At 54.5% G+C, this 24,593-nt stretch carries 23 protein-coding genes and 2 pseudogenes; 9 read left to right on the top strand and 16 right to left on the bottom strand.

From position 1 onward, the window contains the following. Positions 1–630: 630 nt before the first annotated feature. From QMP16_RS15405 to QMP16_RS15370, 8 genes are all read right to left on the bottom strand, one after another. Positions 631–2,166: a M81 family metallopeptidase gene (locus QMP16_RS15405; protein ID WP_282153098.1), complete on the bottom strand. Its 1,536-nt coding sequence runs from the start codon at positions 2,164–2,166 to the stop codon at positions 631–633. Continuing rightward, positions 2,166–3,812 carry an amidohydrolase gene (locus QMP16_RS15400; protein ID WP_282153097.1) on the bottom strand — a complete coding sequence of 549 codons (1,647 nt, stop codon included), beginning with the start codon at positions 3,810–3,812 and terminating at the stop codon, positions 2,166–2,168. The genes QMP16_RS15405 and QMP16_RS15400 overlap by 1 nt, the downstream gene beginning before the upstream one ends. 11 nt (positions 3,813–3,823) lie before the next feature. Next, positions 3,824–4,747 (bottom strand): oligopeptide/dipeptide ABC transporter ATP-binding protein, encoded by a 924-nt coding sequence (locus QMP16_RS15395; protein WP_282153096.1) that lies wholly within the window; start codon positions 4,745–4,747, stop codon positions 3,824–3,826. Further along, positions 4,744–5,724: an ABC transporter ATP-binding protein gene (locus QMP16_RS15390; RefSeq protein ID WP_282153095.1), complete on the bottom strand. Its 981-nt coding sequence runs from the start codon at positions 5,722–5,724 to the stop codon at positions 4,744–4,746. The genes QMP16_RS15395 and QMP16_RS15390 overlap by 4 nt, the downstream gene beginning before the upstream one ends. Further along, positions 5,721–6,578, bottom strand: a complete 858-nt coding sequence (locus tag QMP16_RS15385) for an ABC transporter permease (protein WP_113791915.1) — start codon at positions 6,576–6,578, stop codon at positions 5,721–5,723. Before QMP16_RS15385 ends, QMP16_RS15390 begins: the two co-directional genes overlap by 4 nt. Positions 6,579–6,590: 12 nt before the next feature. Continuing rightward, a complete protein-coding gene (locus tag QMP16_RS15380) occupies positions 6,591–7,529 on the bottom strand; it encodes an ABC transporter permease (RefSeq protein WP_108859860.1) in 939 nt (312 codons plus the stop codon). A gap of 86 nt (positions 7,530–7,615) precedes the next feature. After that, positions 7,616–9,181 (bottom strand): ABC transporter substrate-binding protein, encoded by a 1,566-nt coding sequence (locus tag QMP16_RS15375; RefSeq protein ID WP_282153094.1) that lies wholly within the window; start codon positions 9,179–9,181, stop codon positions 7,616–7,618. A 21-nt stretch (positions 9,182–9,202) separates the two neighbouring features. Continuing rightward, on the bottom strand, positions 9,203–11,179 hold the full coding sequence (locus QMP16_RS15370; protein WP_282153093.1) for a CocE/NonD family hydrolase: 1,977 nt from the start codon (positions 11,177–11,179) through the stop codon (positions 9,203–9,205). 129 nt (positions 11,180–11,308) lie between these two features. On the opposite strand from QMP16_RS15370, the gene QMP16_RS15365 reads away from it, so the two are divergent. After that, a complete protein-coding gene (locus tag QMP16_RS15365) occupies positions 11,309–12,070 on the top strand; it encodes a helix-turn-helix transcriptional regulator (RefSeq protein WP_282153092.1) in 762 nt (253 codons plus the stop codon). Positions 12,071–12,394: 324 nt separating this feature from the next. On the opposite strand, the gene QMP16_RS15360 is transcribed toward QMP16_RS15365, so the two are convergent. Further along, positions 12,395–13,084, bottom strand: a complete 690-nt coding sequence (locus tag QMP16_RS15360) for a UTRA domain-containing protein (protein WP_282153091.1) — start codon at positions 13,082–13,084, stop codon at positions 12,395–12,397. 144 nt (positions 13,085–13,228) lie between these two features. Between QMP16_RS15360 and QMP16_RS15355 the strand changes: the two genes are divergently transcribed. Then, complete coding sequence (locus tag QMP16_RS15355; protein WP_282153090.1) at positions 13,229–13,777, top strand: HutD/Ves family protein; 549 nt, start codon at positions 13,229–13,231, stop codon at positions 13,775–13,777. Positions 13,778–13,833: 56 nt separating this feature from the next. On the opposite strand, the gene QMP16_RS15350 is transcribed toward QMP16_RS15355, so the two are convergent. Then, on the bottom strand, positions 13,834–14,847 hold the full coding sequence (locus QMP16_RS15350) for an amidohydrolase family protein (protein WP_282153089.1): 1,014 nt from the start codon (positions 14,845–14,847) through the stop codon (positions 13,834–13,836). 99 nt (positions 14,848–14,946) lie between these two features. Further along, positions 14,947–15,723: a transporter substrate-binding domain-containing protein gene (locus QMP16_RS15345; RefSeq protein WP_282153088.1), complete on the bottom strand. Its 777-nt coding sequence runs from the start codon at positions 15,721–15,723 to the stop codon at positions 14,947–14,949. A gap of 123 nt (positions 15,724–15,846) precedes the next feature. Here QMP16_RS15345 and QMP16_RS15340 point away from each other — a divergent pair, with 123 nt between their 5' ends. Both QMP16_RS15340 and QMP16_RS15335 read left to right on the top strand, forming a co-directional pair. Further along, the gene (locus tag QMP16_RS15340) at positions 15,847–16,590 is read left to right on the top strand and encodes an amino acid ABC transporter ATP-binding protein (protein WP_282153087.1); all 744 of its coding nucleotides are present in this window, start codon (positions 15,847–15,849) and stop codon (positions 16,588–16,590) included. Between the two features lie 10 nt (positions 16,591–16,600). Further along, the gene (locus QMP16_RS15335; protein WP_282153086.1) at positions 16,601–17,365 is read left to right on the top strand and encodes an amino acid ABC transporter permease; all 765 of its coding nucleotides are present in this window, start codon (positions 16,601–16,603) and stop codon (positions 17,363–17,365) included. Here QMP16_RS15335 and QMP16_RS15330 read toward each other — a convergent pair whose 3' ends face one another. After that, positions 17,366–18,091 (bottom strand): creatininase family protein, encoded by a 726-nt coding sequence (locus QMP16_RS15330; protein ID WP_282153085.1) that lies wholly within the window; start codon positions 18,089–18,091, stop codon positions 17,366–17,368. Positions 18,092–18,132: 41 nt separating this feature from the next. Between QMP16_RS15330 and QMP16_RS15325 the strand changes: the two genes are divergently transcribed. After that, the gene (locus tag QMP16_RS15325) at positions 18,133–18,477 is read left to right on the top strand and encodes a carboxymuconolactone decarboxylase family protein (protein WP_282153084.1); all 345 of its coding nucleotides are present in this window, start codon (positions 18,133–18,135) and stop codon (positions 18,475–18,477) included. Between the two features lie 1,225 nt (positions 18,478–19,702). On the opposite strand, the pseudogene QMP16_RS15320 reads toward QMP16_RS15325, so the two are convergent. From QMP16_RS15320 to QMP16_RS15305, 4 genes and pseudogenes are all read right to left on the bottom strand, one after another. Further along, positions 19,703–20,576, bottom strand: a pseudogene (locus QMP16_RS15320) (NAD(P)-dependent oxidoreductase). Positions 20,577–20,590: 14 nt separating this feature from the next. Further along, positions 20,591–21,552, bottom strand: a pseudogene (locus QMP16_RS15315) (2-hydroxyacid dehydrogenase). A 4-nt stretch (positions 21,553–21,556) separates the two neighbouring features. Further along, positions 21,557–21,751 (bottom strand): hypothetical protein, encoded by a 195-nt coding sequence (locus tag QMP16_RS15310; protein WP_282153083.1) that lies wholly within the window; start codon positions 21,749–21,751, stop codon positions 21,557–21,559. A 226-nt stretch (positions 21,752–21,977) separates the two neighbouring features. After that, positions 21,978–22,118, bottom strand: coding sequence for a hypothetical protein (locus QMP16_RS15305; protein WP_282153082.1), 141 nt, complete (start codon positions 22,116–22,118; stop codon positions 21,978–21,980). Between the two features lie 506 nt (positions 22,119–22,624). Here QMP16_RS15305 and QMP16_RS15300 point away from each other — a divergent pair. The 4 genes from QMP16_RS15300 to QMP16_RS15285 all read left to right on the top strand — a co-directional run bounded on the left by QMP16_RS15300 (position 22,625) and on the right by QMP16_RS15285 (position 24,591). After that, positions 22,625–22,990: an ArsR/SmtB family transcription factor gene (locus QMP16_RS15300; protein WP_282153081.1), complete on the top strand. Its 366-nt coding sequence runs from the start codon at positions 22,625–22,627 to the stop codon at positions 22,988–22,990. 197 nt (positions 22,991–23,187) lie between these two features. Further along, positions 23,188–23,328, top strand: coding sequence for a hypothetical protein (locus QMP16_RS15295; RefSeq protein WP_282153080.1), 141 nt, complete (start codon positions 23,188–23,190; stop codon positions 23,326–23,328). 146 nt (positions 23,329–23,474) lie between these two features. Then, complete coding sequence (locus QMP16_RS15290; protein WP_282153079.1) at positions 23,475–23,852, top strand: hypothetical protein; 378 nt, start codon at positions 23,475–23,477, stop codon at positions 23,850–23,852. A 595-nt stretch (positions 23,853–24,447) separates the two neighbouring features. Beyond that, the gene (locus QMP16_RS15285; protein WP_282153078.1) at positions 24,448–24,591 is read left to right on the top strand and encodes a hypothetical protein; all 144 of its coding nucleotides are present in this window, start codon (positions 24,448–24,450) and stop codon (positions 24,589–24,591) included. Positions 24,592–24,593 lie beyond the last annotated feature (2 nt).

Raw genomic sequence — 24,593 nt, 5'->3', positions numbered from 1 at the left:
TGTAAACACAGCGCTTTTTGTGTGTCAGGGTATCTCGACCCCACAAATAACCCCTAAAAATGCTGACTTCGAGTGATATCAACTGCTTTCTTAGTTTGGTCTGATAGCCTGAACAGGTATCACGTTTTCCTTTGTAGAGTACGCCCCAGCCACTTCCGCACACCGAACCTTTCAAGGTTACGTTGACGGGCAGCATGTCCAAATGGCTATTGAGCAAACTGCTAGATTTAACTTTCGGGCACCCAGATAGAGCTAACGCGCCCCGCGAGCAGACCCCTTTGAAGGGGCCGGTTGTCTAAAAATCTGCCCCCTCGGAAGGAAGCGCTCCGAATAAAAAGGAGCCTATATGGAACGCCCGCTGCCACGAGGCGTTCTCACGTAGTTATAGGTCATCAAGTTCATATTCGGTGACGGATCTCGCGCCATAGGGTAGACCCGCTTTAAAGATCAAGCGCGAACCATCGGCACGGTCAATCTGGAACTCCTCTGAGGTCAACTTCGCAACTTCGGGAACTGGTAGTGTGATCGACCGGTACGGTGTTTAGGTCAAAGGCGCTCCCCACCAGCTGCGCTAGATTTTCAACAACCTGGCATCATAAGCCGGCAAAACAGGATACCTAATCAGGCACACTAAAAAATTAGTTGTTTCATTTTGCCGTCAGCTTTGGGTATATCAAAACCAGGTCCACAGGTCTTTGGTAGCCTTCTGGTGATACAAGCGTAAGGGACATTTTCCAAATCGCAGAGAAAGGCGCCTGGAGAAGAGACCGCAAAAATACCTCCTGCAATCTGTTCGAAGTCAGCTCGGAAGTGGGTGGTGCTCTTCACGCATATCACCGAATAATTCGCAGGGTTTAGCCCGATATGAGTAAAATGTGCACGATCCAGGCATTGATTGCGTATGCTTGTGACGACAAGGTCAATATCGGCCTCGTGCTCAACCAATCGTAGAGCAGCTGTTTTGCCCAGCGTTGCCACGCCACCGCGATACATTTCTCCGGTATAGCGGCAAGTGCCATCACCCAAAGCCAGGACCTCAAACTCTGCTTTGACCGGAACGTGTCCAGCCAGGTTGGACTTTGCACCGATTGCCAACTCAATCAGTGCACCCTCTCCTGCCTCATGGGCTTGCATTGCGCTGTCCGGATCATGGAAAAGACCCATCACAACACTCTTTACCCCACCCTCAATCAGTGCGGCCAGCAACCCTGTGGTATCAGACGTCCCGCCCGCGCCAGCGTTGTCCTGAACATCTGCGAGAACAACGGGTCTTTCCCGTCTTTCGCGGCATGTCGAAACAGCTTCCTCCAACGACAGCATCGAACAATCAAGATCGGCTTCCCGGGATATAAACAAGTTGACGATTTCTTCGGCGGCGGCGGCGGCTTTCTGGGCTGTGGCTGAGTAGGCAAGGCAGGCCGGGCCGGTGTCAGGGAAGTCCGCCGCCGTGAAGCCCAAAGCAATGTCGGCCAAGGTTTCCTGCCGCTCAAGTCTAACTGGTAACTGGTAGATTTCGTCGAATGGCGCAGAGCCCGTATGTTGCGCATGCAAAGGGATGAGATATGGCACCGGCTGGAACACTTTGTATAGTGTTTCGCCCGCCAGCAATTGCTGCAGGACAGGAACGCATCGTGCGCCGGTTTCCGCCATATCCAAATGAGGATAGGTTCTAAAAACAGACAAATAGTCCGTATATTCGACCATCTGAGCAGAGATATTGGCGTGCAGATCCAAACTTGCGACCACTGGAGTTCCGGGACCCACAAGCTCTCGAATACGGCGCAGAAGCTCTCCTTCACCGTCAGCAAGGCTTTCAGTGACCATTGCCCCGTGGAGATCCAGATAAACGCCGTCAATGTGGCCGGCATCTCGGATTCCATTGAACAACATCCCGCAAATCGTTTCGAATGCATGATCGGTTACATGCGCAGACGGCTCGGCAGAACACCAAAGGATTGGAACAACCTCAACCCCTGCGGCTTGAGCAGCCGCAGCAAAACCTGCGACGGGTAAGTTCATGCCCTCCGTTTCCAACAAGACCTTTTCACCGCGCAACATGCCGGGCCAGGAATCTGCCATCTCAAACTCGGGGAGACCGGCCTTTGTCACACCAAAGCAATTTGTTTCATGCTGAAACCCCGCAATCGCAATACGCTTGGTCTTCATTAGGTGTGCTCGATTTCTTTTTTGGCATGCGTTGCGGCAAAAACACTTTGACCGGCTCGGATCGTTTCGAGCACCTGTGTATCCTTCAGACGGTTCGGATCGTGAAGGGGATTGCGCGAAAGGACAACGAAGTCTGCAACTTTACTCGGTTCGATTGATCCGCGCCGATCCTCCTTGAAGACCTGCCAAGCGGCGTCGATGGTTTGGGCACGCAAAGCTGACAGAACGTTGATCTTTTGATCCTCGCCAAGCACACGGCCTGAAGAGGTTTTCCGATTTACCGCACAATGGGCCAGGTGGATTGGACGTGTTGGCGTGACCGACGCATCGTTGTGGATCGTATAACGTACGCCAAAACGCTCGGCTGATGCGGCCGGGGATATCCTCTCGGACCGCTCGGGGCCCAAGAAGGTGTCGTAGTGGCGATCCCCCCAAAAATAAACATGGGCGGGAAAGAAGCTAACGGTAAGGCCAAGTTGGGCCATACGCTCTAACTGATCATCTCGCAGGGCCTGGCCATGAATAATGGTGTGACGATGATCTGTACGAGGGGACGCTCGCAGTACTTTTTCAACCGCATCAATGAACATCTCGGCGCCGGCATCGCCGTTACAGTGGCAATGAATCTGTAGTCCCTTGCTATGGAGTTTGCTGACATCAGCATCCAGCTGCTCTTGCGAGGTGTAAGTCATCCCACGTGGATGTTCTGGATCAGCCGGCTTGAAATACGGGGCAGTCAGATACGCGGTCTGCAGTTGAAAGGCCCCATCCGTGAACAGTTTGCGCGGACCTAGTGTGAAATGCGGGTTGCAGGGCCAGTTCGTGCCGATCCATTGGGTACTTAGTTCTGGTTCCAGACTCCCGACGGGTAACAGCTCGATATCAATTCCCGGATCCTGGTCTGCGGGCAGGCTGGCGAAGTGATCCAGCATGGTTTGCGACGTCCAGGCATTTTGGGCATAGGTCACCCCATGGGTCAGATATTCGTCACGGCAGGCATCAAAGCCCTGCCAGAACCTTTCGCGGTCGATCAGGAAATCGGTATCGCCCATCTCTCCCATGGCCGAAAGACCTTCGATCAATCCCGTTAGGGCTCCGGTTTCAGGGTCGCGGCCAAAACGGCCGCCGTCCGGGTCTGGTGTGTGACGGGTAACCCCACGCCTCTCAAGCGCAAGAGAATTTGCCGTGCCGTTGTGACCCGATGCATGAATAACCCAGATTGGATGACGCTGTGATACCTTGTCCAACTCGGCCCGCGTGGGCATGCGACCTTCGAGAATAGAGGTATTGTCAATCGACACCCCCATGATCCATTCACCCTCGGGCGTTGCATTAGCCTTTTCCCGAAGCCTGTCCAACGCCTGCGCCATGGTCCGGCAACCCCCTAGAGGAGGCGACGACAGGTCAACACGGAACAGCCGGATGAACCCGGGATCCGGAAAATGCCCGTGTGGGTCAATAAACGCGGGCATCAGAGTGCGCCCCCGCAGGTTGCGTTCCTTAGTATCCGCAGGCATGGAAGCGCGCAGATCGGCCTCGGTTCCAACGTCCTTAATCCTGTCTCCTTCGGTCAGAACTGCCTCCGGCGAAGAATTCTGCGCATCCATAGTCAGGATTGTGCCGTTGAAAAAAAGTGTACTTAGCATTGGACTTCCTACTACGACAACGGCGCCAGACAACGCAGCCCATGGCCGCCGTCCACTTCCCATTGTGGGGTCTGGGTGCAGATATCCTTGGCAAAAGGACAGCGTTCACGGAATTCACATCCCGAAGGGCGTTTAAGCAGGCTGGGGGGTTCACCTTTTAGGGCGATCCGTTCCAACCGCGCATCCGGATCCGGCTCTGGGTTGGCGCTTAACAGGCAGCGGGTGTACGGGTGGCGCGGATCTCTGAATATCGTCTCTGTTGTGCCTTCTTCTACCAACCGGCCTAGATACATGATGCCCATTCTGTCGGCCACGTGGCGTACAACGCTGAGGTTGTGGGTGATGATTACCATCGCCAGACCCAGCCGTTCGCGCAGATCGTTGAGCAGATTCAAAAGCTCACCCTGCACCGACACATCGAGGCCTGCGGTCGGTTCATCCGCGAGGATCAATTTCGGCTCCAACGCCAGCGCTCGGGCAACGCCTACACGCCGTGCTTGCCCACCCGACAACTGGTAGGGATAGCGGTCTGCGAAATGCGTGGGTAGATTGACCATTTCCAGCAGTCGCTTGGCTTCTGCATCCAGATCTTTGTCTTTCATACCCTGAATACGGTAAGGCTCAGTGATCAGGCTGCGGATTGTCAGACGCGGCGACAGGCTTCCCACCGGATCCTGAAACATCATTGCCATGTCTTTACGCAGCGGACGCATGACACGTTCCGGCGCGCCGCGAATTTCCTGGCCCTCAAAAGTGACTGAGCCGTCTTGCGCAGGCGCAAGACCCGCAATGGCGCGAATAACAGTCGTTTTGCCAGAACCGCTTTCGCCAACCAGCGCGTAAGTCTCGCCGGGTTGCACGGTAAAGCTGACACCCGCCAAAACATTGACTGGGCCATAGCTAGTTTTAAGGTCCACGACGTTCAGCAAGCTCATGTTGTGACCTCCTCGTGGTTCAGCCAGCATGCGGCGTGATGGCCTTCTTTCAATTGATCCAACGGCGGAACTTCGGTGGCGCACCGTGCCATCGCTTGATCACAACGATCGCGGAAGATGCAGCCACCCGGTAGGTTGGCCAGATCAGGCACTTCACCGGGAATTGTCGGCAAAACACGCGCGCGTTCTTTGATATGACCGGGGTCACATTCGATCAGGCGGCGTGTGTAGGGGTGTTTTGGATTGTGGAAAATCTCACGTACGTCCCCGCTTTCGACAACTGCACCGGCATACATCACGACCACCCGGTCGCAGAGTTCCGCAATCACGCCCAAATGGTGCGAGATAAACAGGATGGCACAGTGAAATTCTCGCTGCAGCTCTTGCAAGCGCTCGATGATCTGCACCTCTAACGTTGCATCCAACGCGGTTGTCGGCTCATCTGCGATCAAAAGGTCGGGCTCGGACATCAATGCCATGGCGATTGCAATCCGTTGGCGCATCCCTCCCGAGAATTCATGCGGATATTGCTTCAGGCGCGCTTCGGGATCGGGAATGCCAACAGCGCCCAGCATCTTGGCCGCGTGGGCCAGCTTGTCCGCCTTTGACTGTTTGGAGCGGTGCTGAATGTCCAGCATCTGCTGCCCAATGGTCAAAACCGGATTGTGCGTTTGCATCGGGTCCTGAAAAACGATGGAAATGTCCGCCCCGCGCAGATCGCGCATATGTCGTTCGGAGGCCTGCAGCAAATCTTGCCCCTTGAACCTGATCTCTCCTTCGCGGAACCGCGTATTGGGCGCGGTCAGGCGCAGGATGGATGAGATCAGTGTGGATTTGCCGCAGCCGGATTCCCCGACAATGCCAACAATTTCGCCCTTGTTGACGTCGAATGTAATGTCCCTCAGAGCTTTGAGGTCACCACGGCCTGTTTCGTAATCGACGCTGAGGTGGTCGATTTCCAGAAGTGTGTCGGTCATCGTTGCTTCCTCAGTTTCGGGTCAACCACGTCGCGCAGGCTTTCACCCAAGAAGGTAAATCCGAGCGTCGCCAGAATGATCGGAAGCCCACCACCGACCACCAGCCAGGGGGTTTGGCGGATCAATGAATACCCGTCCTTTAGCAAGGCACCCCAGCTGGGGGTCGGTGGTTTCACACCGAGCCCCAAAAAGGACAGGCCCGCCTCCAGCGCGATAACTGTGGGGATATCCATGGCCGCCAACACAGCTAGAACGCCAATGATATTCGGCAGCATATGCACGCCCAGAATGCGCGCCATGCTGGCCCCCATCGACCGCTCTGCCAGAATGAATTCAGAGTTTCGCAGCGTCAGTGTCTGGGTTCGCGCGACGCGTCCATATGTTGGGATGGAGGTCGCCATGACTACGAATACCACCGTCTGCAGGCTGGGTCCGATCAGAGCCACAACGGCAAGCGCAAACATCACCGTTGGAAAAGATCGAATGGTATCGAAGAACAGCATCAGAAGGTTATCAAGCCATTTCGGCCCATACCCGGCTATCATGCCCAGCGTCAGGCCAATCGCCATTGCGCCGAACACGGCAGGCAATGCCACCTTGAGCGCAACTTGCCCCCCGGCGATAACCCGCGAAAACGTATCGCGCCCTAACTGATCTGTACCTAGCAGGTGTGCGGCGGACGGTCCTTGCAGGCGGGATTTGATATCCATCGCAATCGGATCATAGGGCACGATCCAATAGGCGAAGATGGCACAGAACACGATGACACCGACGATGATCAAACCCATTAGGCCAAGCGGGTCGCGGGCGACGCCGATGATGATCTGGCCAAGTTCGGAACGAGATTTTTCCATAACGCTCCCTCCTCAATGAGCCGTGCGCGCACGTGGGTCGAGCAACGCATTGATCAGATCTGCCAATGCGGTCGACACCACGAACAACGCCGTTGATATAAGGACGGAGCCCATAACAATCGGGTAGTTTCGGGTGGTAATGCTATCGATAACCAACTTACCCAAACCCGGTCGGGCAAAGACGATTTCAGCAAAAACGGCGGAGCTGAGAAGAAAGCCCATCCCTACCCCGATCACGGTGACCACAGGCAGGATTGCGATCCGCAATGCGTAGACCATGACCACGCGACGCTCGGCGATGCCAAAGGCGCGCGCCGTGCGCACATGGCTTTCGCCCATAACCTCGAGCATCGAGGCGCGTACCAGCCGGGCAATATAGCCAACCCAGCTGAGGCCGATGGCAAAGGCGGGCAGAACCAGATGGTCGAGGCGGTCCCAGAACCCCTCTCCGGCGCCGATGGCGGGAAACCACTGCAAATGCACGGCGAATACCAGCAGCGCCAAAAGTGCGACAACAAAGGCCGGGGCAGCCACGAAGCTGACGGAAATTGCGGCGGCGATCCGATCGATCAGCGTGTTGGGATGTGCCGCAGCATAGGCACCAAGTGCGATGCCCAGGCTTGCAGACCAAAGGATTGACGCAAAAATCAGTTCTAGCGTGAATGGCAATTGCTGGAACACGATGTCCGTCACGGACCGACCCGAAAATACATCGGTTCCCAGGTCTCCTTGCAGAAGATTCCCATAGAAGATCAAAAGCTGTTTCCAGATCGGTTGATCAAGCCCCAGCGCCGCTGTGAGTTGGGCCTGAAGTTCGGGCGTGGCACGCGGGCCCAGCATGATCTGGACCGGATCGCCAGGCACGGCGCGGATCATCAGGAACATGACGGTGACCGCCACGAACAGGATGAGCAGCGACAGCCCGAAGCGACGGGTTGCAAAACTTAGCATGGCCAACTGGCTCCTTGTGGCTTGATGGCGTTCAATTTGGCACGGCGAGCGTCACGCGCCCGCCGTACCCGGTCGACCTGGGGAGGTCAGGTCGCCTTGCCGAAATAGCGAAGCAACGACAGGCCATCTGGCCGCAATGCAGGAATGACCCGGGCGCTGTGAATGACCGGTGTCGCCTCGTGCGTAATGAAGCGATAGGCGCCGCTTTCTTCCATCAGATCCTGCGCGCGCTGATACATTTCCGCCCGCTTTGCGATATCCGTTTCAGCAGCCGCAGTTTCGTGAATCTCGTTGAATTCAGGGCTGTTAAAGCGTTCCCAGTTCCATTTTCCGATCTGTTCGGGCGTGAACCACGACGTCGCATAATACGGGTCTGGGGTCATCGAAAAACGGTTCAGAACGAGCTGCAGGTTTTCATTGTCGCCGGACGCCCAGAATGCACCTGATTCCAGAACGTTGACTTCAACCGTGATCCCAATTTGCGCGAGCGTCGCCTGAATGATCTGAGCGGTTGTCGTGAAGGTCGTTTTGTTCAGCGTGTCTAGGGTCAGCGTGACATTGGTTTCACCGGATTCCGCCAGCAGCTGTGCCGCCTTCTCAAAATCCGCCGCCGGTGGCACCAGCGAAGAAGCCCGATGCCCGGCGAGGCCCGGTGCGATGATGCCGGTCGCTGGTTCGGCAGCACCAAAATAGGCGGCCTCCAAAATGCTGGGTACATCCACCGCGTGCTGAATCGCCTGCCGCAGTTTTTGATTTTGCAGCTTTGGATGCTCAACGTTCATGCCCATCCAGACATAGTAGAGCGAGGGCTTCTCAACCAACGATCCGCCATTGGGCACCCCGGCGCGGTAACGCTCGACCGAGCCCAGCGACACGCGGGTTACATCCAGTTCACCCGCCTCGAACGCAATCTCGGCCGTGTTCTCATCGTCAATCGGATAGATCTCGACGGTGTCCCAGGTGGGCGCGTCCCCTTTCCAGTCGGGGTTACGCTTAAGAACGGTCTTTTCCTTTGGCGACCAGCTGTCGCGCAGGTAAGGACCGGATTCCGCAACCGGATCAGCGCCGATCCGGCCACCGGCCGCTTCGACAGCGGCTTTTGAGACGATGTTTCCTGTGATGTAAGGCAGCGCGATCGACCAGATCGGTGCGAACGGTTTGTTCAGTACAATCGTGCCTTCGCGCTCACTGGTCACGTCCACATGGCTGAATGGCCCCAGATCGGGCTTGTTCGGACTGTCGGTCGCATCGTCCACAATCCGTTCCATGCTGAACTTGACGTCCTCGGCGGTCATGGCGCCAAATCCATTGGTGAACCCGATATCGTCACGCAATGCGAACTTGATATGGGTCGGATCAACCTGCTCGATCATCGTGGCGGCATCCATCTGCCAGCCCCATTCCTCGCCTGGTTTGTACTGGATCAGCTTGTTGTAGATCGAAGCATGAACCTCTTCTTCAACTACACCAACGGAATGGGCCGGATCCATGTTCTGCGCATCGCCGTAGGCCCGCACCCGCAGGACACCGTCATCTGCAGCAAACGCGCGGTTCGTCCATCCCATCGGAAGCGCCGTGACGGCCCCAAGCGCGGTTGCACCTTTCAGGAACCTCCGTCGACCTACATTGGCCTTTGTCCATTCGATCTTCATAATATCCTCCCTTGGATTAAGTCAGAGAAATCCGCGCGGAACGGTTTCGGACCATTCCTTTGTCAGAACTTCGATTTCGTCTGCGCCTTCGGTGGCGCGTAGTTTGCGGTCGAGATAGAAATTCTGCGCGTCGCAGGTCATTCGGCATTCGGTCGAGATGGCGACCTGCCAATCCGCTCGTTCAAACGTGAAATTCCAGGCGCTCTTAAAACACGCGGTTGTCGGATCATCGGGGTGAATGCCGTAGTGCATGCGCACATCACTGCCGACAATCAGATCGTGATACGGATCACGCGCTTTTCCATAGTCATCAAATGTCTCCAGAACGATCTGACCATCGTCAGTCATGATGCGTTCAGATTGCGCGGATGGTGGGCGCAATTGTTCAGCGGCTAGAACCGGATAGTCCTGTGCCGGGCCAGGTTCCGAGGCTTGAACCTCGTGCGTGACGCCGCGCACCGGCAGATGCAGGGCGCATTCCTGTATGTGCAAAGTCACCTCGGCCGAACGCGGCGATGGCCAGACGATCGGCCAGTACGACGTCGACAGCGCCAGTCGCAACACGTGACCCTCGCGCAAATAATGCGCGCATTCGTTCAGAACAATCTCGACCTCATAGATTTCACCCGGTTGCAGGGTTTCAGGCGTTTCGTGGCTGCGGTAGTGGCACAGGTTCAACGGACGATAACTGATGCGCTGGGACACACCTTCGGGCGAGACATCGCACAGCCTTGCGACAAGCTGGGCAACGGGCTGATCCACCGAGAATCGAAACTTCAGCTTTGCGCGGCCCAGCAGTTCCAGCGGAGCTTGCAGCGGTGCGCTGTCAAAACACACCGACAAGGCATCATCCCTTGCCTGGTCGCCTGCAAGCTCATTGTCGATCCGTATGCCAGCGCAGAAATACCCACCCTCCCGGCCGACATGGCTGGGCGACGTGACAGTGATCGTGCCCGTAGCCGGTTGCTGAGAAAACCCACCCGGCGTCAAATGCCAGACCTGTTCAGACACATGCGGTGACGGCCACGTGGTTTCCGCAATCCAACGACCTTGCCGGGCAGAGTTGTGTGCCGTCGGACTAAAATGCTCCTGCCTGTATGTTCGGTACGCAGGCAGGTCTTCGGCTCCATTTTCCTGCCCCTTGAGCCAGCGGTCAAACCAGCCGATCACTTCGGAGTGAAAGTCTGCAGGATCGAGTTTCGAGATGTGAGGATAACGGTGTTCCCACGGCCCAATGACGGCTTTTGCAGGAACGGTTAGGTTGGCTGTCAATGCTGTGGGCGCATTGACATAAGCATCTGCCCACCCGGTGATAGCCAAAACGGGGGTTTGGATCGCGGACCAATCCTCGCAAACCGATCCATGTTTCCAAAACGCGTCACGCGTTTGATGGCGCAGCCAATCCGCAGCAGAGAATGGGACGTTTTGAAGCCGGGCCAACCAGTCCTCTCGCCAGTCTGTACGAAGGTCCGGATCAGCGGGGCGGGTCAGATAGGCAAACATCTGGCTGCCCCAGTTCATGTTGTCACTCAGCAGGCACCCGCCCATAAAATGGATGTCATCCGAATAGCGATCCACGGTCGAGGCGACGCTGACCACCGCTTTCAATGCGGGTGGTTGCCGAAAGGCCAGTTGCAGGCTGTTGAATCCGCCCCACGATATTCCGATCATCCCGATATGACCGTCGCACCAATCCTGCGCGGCGATCCAGGCCAGGACCTCTTCACCATCGCGCAGTTCCTGCTCGGAGTATTCGTCGTCGAACTGCCCTTCGCTGTCCCCGGTGCCCGCGATGTCGACCCGGACGCAGGCATAACCTGCGTCGGCAAATACGGTGTGTGTCGTTTCATCTCTTGGCGCGGTGCCGTCGCGTTTGCGGTAAGGCAAGTATTCCAGAATTGCAGGGGCGGGACTGGTTTCGGGCAACCAGATGCGCGCAGCCAACCGTCGCCCGTCGGCGAGCGTGATCCATGTGTTTTCGATGGGTTCAATTGGCATCTGGTCGCTTGTCTGTTGCAAAGTGATGCCGAAGAAGAAACCGATTTGCAGATAAAACAAATTGTGCGATCTTGCGCGAACTGACGCGAATTGCCGTGATATAGCGTCAGAACGCGAAAGGTTTTACCTATGTCCGAGAATTTTTCTGCCAACCTGCGATCATTATGCGCAGAGCATGGGAACATTTCGCAGATTTGCCGTGATATCGGCGTCAACAGACAGCAGTTCAATCGCTATCTGAACGGCGCCAGCCTGCCCTCTGCTCACAACATGCGCCGTATTGCGCGTCATTTCGACCTGACAGAAGCAGAGTTGTTTGCTGAAACCGATGCTTTTGAACGAATGCTGAAAGGCACCCTGCCACAATCCGGAACAGCGCCCACGGACGCATTTCTGGATCCATTTCGGAGCCAACAGAAAAACCTGAGGCGATATGTAGGCTTCTATCATTCCTATTTCTGCACGCCTTCTTGGGAAGGAAAGATTTTCTGCTCATTGATCCGGATTCAGGAAATTGATGGGCTGTTCACAATCCGATCCAGGGAAATTGCCATATCCCCAGACAAGAGCACGCACCAGATATCGCGCTATGCGGGTCTGGTGACAATGCGTGGGAACAGGATATTCGTGACCGAGCACGAGCTTGCGCGCGAAGGTAGCGTTGCCACCACCATATTGTATTCGGCACACCGTCAGCAGCTGAAGTACCTGCGGGGCATGACAATGGGTGTCGCATGGCGACCATACCCGCATCCCTATGCCGCCAAGACAATCTGGAAACGCTTGCATGAGCGTGTGACAGCCCGCGAGGCCATTGCCGCTTGCGGGATCTACCCTGCCCAAAGCAACAGGATCGATCCAACTGTCCGAAAGCACCTTTACGAGGCTTAAAGCTGCTCTTTTTTCCATGTTGCTTAGCGTCTTCCTAGAAAAATCGAATGCAGTAACCCGAACTTCCTCTGTTGAAACTCCCAGCTGCAGTTTTCGCACTGAGTGTATTAGGGGTGTTTAGCACCAAGACAGGGCTTGAACGTATTGCACAGCTCAAGAGGATCACATCCTTGGGATACCGCGCGCCTTTGAAAAAAATCATAGACTAACCTTCAACTGAATAATGCCGTTCGCTAAACAGGCGTTAACACCATGAAGGTCAATGGTCTAAAGTTTGCAACAGATCCCTTTCCGAGGTTGCCAACCTACCCAATGCGAATGCCATCACAGCTTGGTCGTCATTTTGTAACCGGGAGGAAAATAGAGTTTGGCATGAGTCACGTTGTTCTCCTCCAGCCAAGTGGTTCTTTCGACGGTAAACAAGGCCGTTCCTTCGTTTTCCCCCAGGAACTCCGCAACCTCCAGATTGGCGTTGGTCGCTGAAAACGTCAGTTCAACCTCGGTAAACGGAACCTCACGGACAAGCCACTCGTTTGGCCCAATTTCTTCGAACGACTGATCGCGTGCCTGAGGAATAGTCGCAATATTGATCCAGCGCTCTTCGAACTGAAAGGCTTTGTTTGAGGCAAAGTGCATACATCTGAGATGCAGAACCTCACCCCCTTTTGGGATCTTGACCTGAGCACGCAACCAGCCGGGGGCGGCGATAACCTCGCGCTCAACAAGCGAATATCGATAGGTGGCCCCTAGGTTGGTGATTTCTTCCCGAATAAGCGGAATTGTGATCCGGGCCTGGCGCGTTGGGGCTGTTTTAACCCGTGTTCCTGCCTTGCGCTTGCGCTCAAGAACGCCATCATCAACTAGTTCGCGCATTGCACGGTTTACTGTGGCCCGCGCACAGCCAAATTCCTTGGCAAGCTGGATCTCACCAGGTACTGCCGCGCCGGGAGGCCAGGTGTTGTCGCGGATGCGGCCTAGGATGTTTGATTTTATATCCTGATAGCTAACCCGCACGACAAATGGCCTATAATATGTCTAAATTTATTGCATAATGTTTGTACTCGTATGCGGCTAGGGATTGCAACCGTCGGCACGCCTAATTCGAACAACAGTAAGCATACGCAGCCGTCCCATGACTAACCCGAAATGCGAACAGAAATGAAACATGTCCGAACCAGAACCCTGGAGCCCATCCTGTGGAAAAACGGCTTAGGGACCACGCGAGAAATTGCACAGGGAAGTGGCGAGCAGGGCGTCATCTGGCGTGTGAGCCTTGCTGACGTGGAGGCTGACGGGCCATTTTCCACATTTCAGGGCATGTCTCGTATCCTGACCGTTGTCGAGGGAGATGGCTTTGATCTGGTTGGCCCTGCGACACCGTTGAACGCGCGGTTTTCCGATCCACTCAGGTTTTCAGGCGATCTGAAATTGTGGTGCCGGCTGGAAGCGGGTCCAGTGCGCAATTTTAACGTAATCTATGATCCTGTTCAGTGTGCTGCATCCGTAGATTGCCTGACCGGTGAGGACACCCATAAGCTCCAAGCGGGTCCGAACGAAGTTCTGTGTCTGTTTTCAGTATACAAGGGCTGCTCCATCGACGGAAATAGGGTTGAGCCCACTGAGGCTGCGATCCTCAAGGATGGCAATTTCACAGCCATCGGTTTTGAAGACAGCATTACATTAATGGCGCGCCTCAAGAACCGATAGCGGGCAAGAGAACCTCAATCTACTATGGGAGGTAACTTGGCTGTCACGCATTGAAATTAGCCAGGGGTGCATTTTTGCGCCCGAAGTTCCGAAAGGTGGCTCAGCAATGCGTTCGCTGTTTTCCACGTCACCTGCTCCTTTTCTTCGGCGGTCAGCGCTGCCGGAACAACCGCATGCGTATAAGGATCGTCCGTGAAGATCGGATAATCCGATCCCAGCATAATCCTGTCTGCACCCAAAAGCTTAACAGCTGCCTCCAACGCACGTGGCCCAAGCGAAGCGCAATCGTACCAGAGCCGACGCAGACGCTGGGTCGGGAACGGATCATCCGGGTTGCGATGCCGTGCAATGCTTTCTAACCGCTCAAAAATAAAGGGGAGCGTGCCGCCCAAATTGACTATCTGAAAGGAAACAGCCGGGTAAGAATCCAACAGGTCTGACATGATCATGGTCAAGGCGACCTGAGAAGCGCTGGATTGCAGTTCCACTGCGGACAGTCGATATTGCGTCAGGTCCGCAGGGCGCGGCGGCGGGTTTTGCCCGACTTTCAGACCAGGGTGCAGCATGATGTGACAGCCGTATTCATTTGCCGCTGCCAATAGCGGTCGCAATGTGTCAGCTTCGGCCAAAGAGTTGAAATAGTTCGACGGCAAAATAATTCCCGGCAAACCCAGATCGCGACGAACACGGCGAAGCTCTGCACAGGCAATATCAAGATCATCCAGCGGAACTCCGGCCAGCCCGATCAGGGCGCCATCGCTATCAATTCCCAACTGGGCAAGGTGATCGTTAAATGCAGAGATGACCGGTGCAATTTCCGTGGCGGGCAACAGATCAGCACCAAGTGCTCCGGGGAAGGTCAGCAAGCGGTGCGTCAGTTCCTGCTTTCGCATTTCGGCCAGACACACTTGCGGGTCATGATAGGCATCGGTGAACGGAAATTCTCCATTCATCGCTGACATCACAGTGACACCATCTGTGCGTGTTCTGAGGCGAGGATGCGACTTTCGGGCGCGCAAAGTCTCGACCAGCCCACCACCGTAGTAATGGGAATGCATGTCAATGCGCATATCGATCTCTCCTGACATCTCGATTACTGACGTAGCACACAGAAAAGGCCCGCCGATTGATTATCGCAGCGGGCCTTTTACAGTGTCAAAGTCAGAACGTTACAGGCCCCATTTTGCGGCGGTCGCCGCGAAGAACCCCTGCGCCTGACGCAGTTCGATCCAGCTGTTCACGTAGTTGATCCATACCTGATCGCTTTGGGGCATCAGCATCGCGATCGGTGTCGGCGCACGCGCCTCGGTTACTTCAATCTGACGTAGGTTCGGGAATTTTTCGAGCAGGGTCGAACCTTCGATATTCGATGTGATGAAAACATCAGCGCGCCCTGCCAGAACCTCCTGGAACCCACGTGCCGGTGCCTCAACGACCTTGATATCAGCGTCAGGGAACCACTCGCGGACGCTTTTTTCGAATGTCGTCCCCAAGGTAGTCGCAACCTTGACTTCCCCGTTGTTGATCGAGTCCCAATCCGAGAATTTTTCGGCCTGTTCTTCAGTGGTAAAGGGATAGATTTCAACTGAGATATAGCTATTCGAATACCCGGCAGCTTTCAGGCGGGGCGGGCTGATCGAGGCCGAACCTGTAATGTGATAGTTCCCGGCAACGACACCGTTTACCAGGGTCTTCCAATCCGTTGCCACGAATTCAAGCTCCACGCCCAGATCTTCGGCGAGTTGGGTCATGACATCGATATCATATCCCTTGTAGGCGTTTGTTGCCGGATCCCGGACGGACATCGGGTTCCAGTCGCCGGTTGTCCCGACTTTCAGCACCCCATTGTTCAGTATGTCATTCAGGGCTGATTGGGCATTGGCCGCCCCTGTGAGCATTCCAAGTACAAGACCCGTGGCCAGGCCCATTGATTTCAGCAGCTTCATCGCTTCCTCCCCTTTTGTTCGCGCGTTCGCAATCAGATTTATGTCTGTATTTATCATATTTTGTATAGTTTTAATTTGAAGGCAAAGCTAGTCTTACGCTAACAATCTCAAAGGGGCAGGTCTATGTCAGATGCATCGCCGGTCATCACAATCCGCGACTTGAATAAGTGGTACGGAGACTATCACGCGCTCAGAGACATCAATCTGGATGTCGCGCTTGGGGAAAGAATTGTTGTATGCGGACCTTCGGGATCCGGCAAATCAACCCTCATCCGATGTGTGAATTCTCTGGAGGAGCATGATTCCGGTTCGATCACCGTAGACGGAATCAAAATGACGGACAAAAAGGCCGCCGAGGAAATCCGATCCGAGGTTGGCATGGTGTTTCAGCAGTTCAACCTGTTCCCCCACCTGACAATTCTCCAAAATCTGACGCTAGGACCAATCAAGGCGCGTGGCTTGTCGAAATCGGACGCAGAAGAACGCGCCATGACATATCTCGAACGGGTCCGGATTCCTGATCAGGCGCACAAGCGGCCAACCGAGCTTTCCGGTGGTCAACAACAACGGGTCGCCATCGCACGCTCACTTTGCATGGAGCCCAAGATCATGCTTTTTGACGAGCCCACCTCGGCGCTAGACCCCGAAATGATTTCGGAAGTGCTCGACGTGATCGTGGATCTTGCCGAAGAGGGAATGACGATGATCTGCGTCACCCACGAGATGGGATTCGCGCGCAAGGCAGCGGACCGGATGATCTTTATGGATCAGGGCGAGGTGATCGAAACAGGTACACCCGAAGATTTCTTTGAGGCACCTAAATCAGAACGTTGCAAGCTTTTCCTCAGCCAGATCCTTCAGCACTAAGGAGTATCACATGAAACGTAAAACGCTTGTCGCTCTTTGTGCGCTTGTCATTCTCGGCGGTTGTAGTTCTTCGGGCAACTGGGGATGGTACGTCGTCAACCCCTCGACAGAAACGGGTCAGAACAACATTCGATTTCTTTTGTCGGGCTTCTGGTCGACGATCAGCCTCTCTTTGATTGCCGCCGTTCTATCAATGGCCATCGGGCTTCTGGTTGCCCTGCCGGGCATGTCGTCAAACCGATGGCTGCGGTTACCAAGCAGGGTCTACATTGAATTCATCCGCGCCATACCGCTCCTGCCGATGTTGTTCTGGGTATTTTACGGATTCCCGGTTGTTCTGAAATCAATCGGCATCAGTATCAGCATCGACGCATTCTGGGGCGCGATCATCACGCTGGCCATTTCGGATAGTGCCTTCACCGCCGAGATCTACCGCTCGGGCATCCAGTCGATTGACAAGGGCCAGACCGAAGCGGCAAAGACTGTTGGCCTGAATTACCGCCAGACGATGCTGTATGTAATCCTGCCGCAGGCGATCAAGCGGATTCTACCTCCGTTGGCGAACCAGTTCATCTATATCGTAAAGATGTCCGCCTTTGCCTCGGTGATCGGGATGCAGGAGTTGACGCGCCGTGCCAACGAGTTGGTCGTAACGGAATACCGGCCGCTTGAGATCTATACGCTTTTGATCTTTGAATATCTTGTTCTCGTCCTGATCATCAGCTTCTTCGTGCGCTGGCTGGAACGAAAAATGAGATCGGACGAAAGCCGCTGATCAATGAACAAAGCTGGCGAAATCCGCGGCTACGGCCTGCGCCGCGGCATTGACAAGTTCACGCCCGTGTTCGGGTCGGGCCAGTTCAGAATAGGACCCAACGCGCCCATCGGGAAAGTCGCTTCGATGTTCATCGGGCGGCCCATGGCGATCACCCGCGTGGGCCGCGATGTACTCGGCAGAAAGCTTGCGCGGAGGACTTGTGTCCCCGGCCTGAACAACGCGATGGGTGGCCTGCGTGATCGCGACCTCGGATGGGGTGGCGTGCATACCCTCCCAGTCGCCGTAGTAGCCACGTCGGAGTTTGTTGACCCGGTCAAAGTCCCACCAGCTCCGAATTCGGATTGTCGCACCTACGTCGTGTGCCGCCTTCCGCAAGGGCTCAAGGTTGGCACCGTGGCCGTTCAAAACATAGATCATCGAGAAACCATGATGGGCCAGCCCTTGCATAACCTCTCTCGCCAGATCGCAGTAGAGACCGGCGCTCAGCGAGACGGTGCCCGGAAAGCCCATGTTGAACGGCGCAGGGGCGTAAGCCAGTTCGGGTGCCACTACCGCGCCGGCAATATCGGCCGCAGCCCAGGCGATCTCGCGCGCGCAAATGGCATCCGTACCGATCAGACCGATGGGCCCGTGCTGTTCGATGGACCCGGTCGGCAGAACAATTCCCTTTCGGGATTTGAGGTATGTCTCGACCTCGGTCCAGGTCATCTCTTCCAGTCGCATATTGCCAGCTAACAGAACCAGTCAAGAAAAGGAAAGACACGATGTCCTGGAGCGGATTTCTCACTGAAACAATGGGACGTATAGGCGTTTTGCAGAAACAGGCGCCGGGTATGTTCGAGGGGTTCAACTCGATGTCCAAAGCCGCCAAACGCAATGGCGCCCTGGATGAAAAGACCAAGGAGCTGATCGCCCTGGGCATTGCAATTTCGACACGTTGCGACAGTTGTGTCGGGTTTCACACCAAATCGCTTGTCCGGCTCGGCACCACCCGCGAGGAGTTTTGCGAAGCCTTGGAGATGATTGGCTACATGGGCGGCGGCCCTTCGATCGCCTTTGGCGCTAAAGCGTTGGAAGCGTTTGACGAGTTCACTGGTACCGGTGCTTAACCACCCATCGAAGGTGAAGGTAAGATTGTGCTACAGACCACATTTCGCAACGGAGAAATAGAAGACTACGTAGAGACTCAAAGTCCGTTTTAGGAAGTCGCTCTGTAGCAGCAGTGGAAAGGACAAGGAGCGGGTCTGGGCCGACTGTCACTTTTGCGGTATGACGGAATGTAAAAATCGCCAATGGTGGCGGGTCATCCTCACCGTCGCTGTTGTTTGTGGACCAGCGGGATTTGGACAAGCCAAACGCCCTGGCCGTCAGGGTGAGGACGCTGCCCTCCCCCTCGGGCAACCCTATTAGACAGGGCCGTGTCCTCGGTTGTGCCTGCGGGCCGCACCATCCCGGTCGAATAGCGTTACCTCGCCCCTCCCGCGTTCGCCACGTGGCAGATTAGCAGGAACAGGCAGCTTCGCTGTCTGACCTAAAAATCAGCTCTGATTGTCCGAAAGGGAAGCCAGATCAAACCAAACTGTCAGCGGGAGTATGAAATGGGGGCGGTGAGCAGCCTCATCTGACTGGTCCGGTTTGATTGTTAGTGCATCATTTGAGCCTCCCCAACCGAACTGTTGTTATCCCGGAGATGGAAACACAGATCGAAATTTATCATCAAAAAATTTTCCTCTGAATCGCATGAAAAAGTTCGACTGATTTCTTACTGCAATAGTCAACGAATTGTTTTGATAAGCTCATGGAAATCCTGCTACTTTTTTTGGAGCACGCAGTAATGCGTTGCAATTTGGCTGCAAGTAATAGGTTCCAGTTTGGGACAGTTTGGATGCCAGTCATGTTAAGGTGGCTGGCTCTACAATGATTAAAAACCCCTTCCGAGCACTAAAAATACTTTCGGCCTGGGTTGGTCGCCGATCGCAAGCGAACGTTTTGACAGCGCCACCCCTATGGATTTGGTGGGTATGTTGGCGGTTTGCTGGAATTTACCGCCATTTTTGCCAATGATTTCAAAGTGTCGGACGACACTAGATTTACCATTCAACGGCGGTCAAGCCTTTGAATTTGAACCACTCTAATTTTCATTGGAGCGTAGGCTCTACCATTAACGGCTCAAAGCTTTTCCGTCACATCGACGCGTCTCGGTATCTGTCATTGACACTCGAGCACGACAATCACCTGGTACGGGCCCAATGCGGATGCCGCAATTCCAAGTTTTGATACGCACGGGCGGATTATGGGACGCGAAGTCGGGTAAGTTGACTCTGCACTCGCGGCCTATCCGAGTGCTCGAAGTCGCTTGAGTAGCGAAGAGGTATCCCATCGACCGCCCCCAAGTTTTTTGGACGTCCTTGTAGAACTGATCTACCAGCGCCGTCACGGGTAGACTAGCGCCGGTTTCATTGGCGGCATCAAGGCAGATACCCAAGTCTTTGCGCATCCAGTCAACAGCAAAACCATTGTCAAAATGGTCTTCGAGCATCGTTTCGTATCTGTTCACCATCTGCCAACTGCCTGCAGCCCCTTGGCTTATGACTTCAACCACTGCACGACCGTCAAGGCCGGCTTTCTCAGCGAAATGTAGCGCTTCGCTCAAACCTTGCACCAGGCCAGCGATTGCAATCTGGTTGCTCATTTTTGTCAATTGTCCGGCACCACTCTCTCCAACCCGCCGACAGATTTTCGAGTACGCTTGCATGATAGGTTCAGCGGCATCGTATACGGGATGATCGCCTCCACACACAATGGAAAGAACACCGTTTTCGGCCCCCGACTGACCTCCGGAGATTGGGGCGTCTAGAAAGGCCAGACCAATTTCTTTGGCGGCGGTGTACAGTTCGTATGTCACCATCGCAGAGACGGTCGTGTGATCAACAAGCGTTGCGCTCTTGGACATCCCGCTGAATGCACCGTTCGAACCTGTGCAAACGTTACGAAGGTCATGGTCGTTCCCAACGCATGTCATGACGAATTCCGCGCCTTCAGTCGCCTCACGGGGTGTCTCGCGCATGCTGCCACCGTGCTCGGCAACCCATGCTTCGGCTTTGGCGGATGTCCGGTTGTACACAGTCACCTCATGCCCCGCCGCCTGTAGGTGGCCCGCCATCGGATAACCCATTACGCCTAAGCCAAGGAATGCTAGTTTTGCCATCGCAATGTTCTCTTCTACAAAAGGTCTCGAGGTGTTTTGCCAGCAAAGAAAGCGTCTAAATTTTCAACGCGCGAAAGCCCATTGCGTCGCGGGTTTTCGTCGTTGCGCTTCCGATATGCGGCAACATGAAGATGTTCTCGTACGCGGCGAACTTTGGGTTGCCCCCCGGTTCCGTCTTGAAACAATCAAGACCTGCAGCAGACAGCTTTCCGTTTTCAATTGCGTTTACCAGCGCATCTTCGTCAACAAGTGCGCCTCGGGCAGAATTCACGAGTATCGCCCCACTCGGAAGCGCGGCTAAACGTTCAGCGTTCATCAGGTCAAGCGTTTCAGGTGTGGCGGGACAATGAAGCGACAGGAAATCGGCAACTGGCAGCAGTGTGTCGATACTTTCATGGTAAATTTCCCCCTGTTCTTGATCGGGCGACAGGCGGGTGCGGTTGAAGTAATGGATTTCCATGTCGAACCCGCGCGCTTTTGCTGCAAATGCCCGACCCACGCGCCCCATCCCGACGATGCCTAGTCGCGCACCCGTGACTTGCTTGCCGACCATAAAAGATGGGCTCCAGCTGTCCCAAGTACCGGTGCGCATCAGACGGTCGCCTTGGACCGCGTGCCGCGCTGAACCGAGCAAGAGTAGCATTGCCAATTCAGCTGTTGCATCAGAAAGGACACCGGGCGTGTTAGTCACCGCGATTCCTTTCGCCGCCAAAGCGGCGAGGTCGCAGTGATCAACGCCAACAGAATGGTTCGCGACAATTTTCAGGCGTGGGTCAAGTTGCGACACGACTTCAGCCGAAAAGTGTTCAGAATGACAGGGCATCATCGCGTCAACCTTGGCGCTCATAGCAATGATCTCATTTGACGTGCCCGGCGTGTCGGCATCGTTGAGGATTACGTCGTAGTCCCGACGCGCACGGTCGATGGTCGCGTCGGACAGCCGGCGTGGAAGCCAGAGGACTGGTTTGTCGCTCATGAGATCAGTCCTTTTTAACGGCGTCTTCCCAGAAATTGTATAGCGCAAGGGCTATAACGAAGACCGCCATGCACAGAAACGGCAAACCACCCCAAAACCCGGCGAAACCGGTCGAAATACTGTGCGCGAGGCCAAGAATGAAAGTCATCATCAGGCCAATACCAATCAAGCCCATGATAATGTTTGTCAGCCGCGACATACGTTTACTCTCCTTGTTGTTCCTGTGCGTTGAGACTGTGTTGGACCCATGATGCCGTGCGCAGCAATCGGTCATCTTCTTCAACCGCACCAATTAATTGTACACCGATGGGCAGGTCGTTCTGCCCAACCAGTAAAGGCAGCGTGAGGCACGGCAGACCCGCCAATGTCCAAGCTAGGCAAAAAACTGAATCTCCAGTGTGCCCTGCGTTCAGTGGCACGGCCTCTCATTTGGCCGAAGGGGCCAGAATTGCATCAAAATCGTTGAAGTATTCCGTAAAAAAGCTTTGCGCCGACGCCATGACTACCAAGGCATCTTCATATTGCGTCGCACTAATTTCTGCTCCGCGGTTAATTGCAGACTGCATCTCGGTGCTGATCGCAGGCTAATGATTGTCGGAAATCTCAGCCATGTTCTGGCGAATTTCGTAATCATAGATCGTTTTGTGAACATTAATTAGGTCAGACAGTTGAGGGGATGCCGAAAACCGCTCGACCTGCCATCAATAGGACACAGAATTTTCTTTCATTTTCGAAATTGTGCTTCAAAATTATGCCGCGGGAGGCTGCAAATCGTTGATGTGGGTGCAAACAATTAAACGAACAAACCACGCAAGTTACTAGGATATCTTGATCTGCTGTGCATATTTCCTGGCTCAAAGACATGCACAGGCATTTTTTGGCTGAATAGCTTCTCTGTGACATACTGCGAACAACGCTGAACCGGTGTTATGTGAAATGATCTCTGCTTGAGTGGTGGCTATTCAGTGGGACAAAACAGACGCTTCATCAGCGTCCGCTTTTCAGCTCATTTCGTTCGCCATCGAACGGTTTTTACTGGGTGCATTCGTTTTCTGTCTTTAATCTGTTTTGCATGGCAATCGAACCGAAACTGGATATAATCGGGGCCGCGCTCGCCGATCCCAGCCGATCCCGCATCCTGTGCGAACTGATGGACGGGCGCGCATTCACCAACAAAGAGCTGGTTTGTGCGGCCGAGGTTAGCCCGCAGACGACGAGTGCCCATTTGAAGCAACTCGAAGTTGCCAGTCTGACCGCTTCTTTGCGAAGCGGCCAGCATGTTTATCACTGGGTGGCAAGTGCTGACGTTGCCCGGGTGCTGGAAGGATTGGCTACCCTGTCACCGACCGACCACTTGTCTCGGCCCGGCCAGATCGCGACAGACACACAACGCGCACGCAGTTGCTACAATCATATTGCTGTAAGCTCGGCGTCCTGATGACGAAACGCCTCGTTGCCCTTGATGTGCTGAATCTCAGAGATGACGCTTAGACATCCGGACCTCGCTATCAGGATTTCCTCGATGTTATCGGGATCGAGCCGCCACCTGTTTCATCGGGGAAACCTCCGGCAAAACTCTGCCTTGACTGGACTGAGCGTCGGCACCACATTTCCGGCCCGCTGGCCACAGCGATCATGCAGAAGTCACTGACAGCGAACTGGTTGGAGCGTAGGACCGGCAGTCGCGCTCTTACCATTTCCGACGACGGGTTCGATGCGCTCGAACGCTGGTTTGGCCTGAGCAGAAAGACTCTGGACGGATCGGACGACAATTGACAGTTCGGCCGATAACGAACCGTCATTTACCGTAGCATCGCCAATACGAGCTATTTCGGCAGAAGCTGCTGGAGATAAACATGACAATGTCCAAACTCGAAAATGATTGATTCGTTCCTGAAAACGGTCTGCGGATCGTCGTCCAGGTGCCAGATACACATGCGCAAAAGATCATTGACGCGGTTCTGGTCGATGACGTTTTGAAATATGGCGACTACGATTGCGTCACCTATCAGGCCGCGCCGGGAATGCAACAATTCAGATCCCTGGGGAGTGGGCGCGACAGGGCAACCAAAAAGGTTGTCGAGGTACCCTGTGTGGAGCTGTCTTTCTTTTTGGGCAGTTACGAAGCCAAAACCGTGCAGGTTCTAAGAAACATCTATTCATCACACCCCTACGAAGAGCCGGTGATCTTCATAGAGCCGAGCATGCGGACGCTTCATATCCGGGGAATGGACGAGGGCAATCCTAACAGGTTGTGGAACAACGAGGCCGAAGACTGGGTGCCAAAAGAGCACTGGTAAGTGAAGTTGAACCCAGCAATCTCCGAACCCCAACGAATAAGTAGGAAGGGCTCCTTTGGAACCTTCGCCGCACGCTGCTCTAGGGTCCGGTTTTGATTTCTTGGAAACAAGACAATAGCAGAAACCCCCTGCACATCGCAGTTCGGGTGTTATGTGCATCCGCGTTCGCCACGTCGCAGATCAGAAGAAACAGGCGCCTTCAGCGTCTAATCTTCAAATCAACCCTAATTTTCCCAAAAGGAAGTTAGGATCACTAAAATCGGCCTAGGTGCTGGATGAAGGAAGGGAGGCGAAGATGGCAAGGTTCTTTCGCTGGTGACAGAACTATGTGTCGCCTTACAAAGAGATGTTGAACATCACAGATCTTTGACTCAATCGGCTGCCAAAACCTTAAGAAACACAAAAATTGCGCCTTTCAATTCTGACCCAAACGTCAAGCATTTCTGACCCAACACGATACCAAAAACGCAAAAGAGGAGCCGTTAGGCTCCCTGTCGTGCTTTTGAGAAATCGCATAATTAGTTCAAGCAATTTGGAACAAGAAATCATCTGTTGTGATCAAGGCGCTGTCGATATCTGACAATCTGATGGAACCATGATCACTCACATCAATTCTGGTGTCCGTCCCATCCTGAGATACAGTCAGGTCTTCTATGCCAACACCAACAATGTCGATTTGTATCAGATCGACATCATCTTCAGTTTCTTGGAGCGCGTAAACGCCGGATTGCAGGGATAGTC

The sequence above is a fragment of the Ruegeria atlantica genome, from assembly GCF_947495585.1.
Classification (GTDB): domain Bacteria; phylum Pseudomonadota; class Alphaproteobacteria; order Rhodobacterales; family Rhodobacteraceae; genus Ruegeria; species Ruegeria atlantica_G.
The sequence above is the reverse complement of the archived record's forward strand: the minus strand, read 5'-3'. Positions and strand labels throughout refer to the sequence as shown.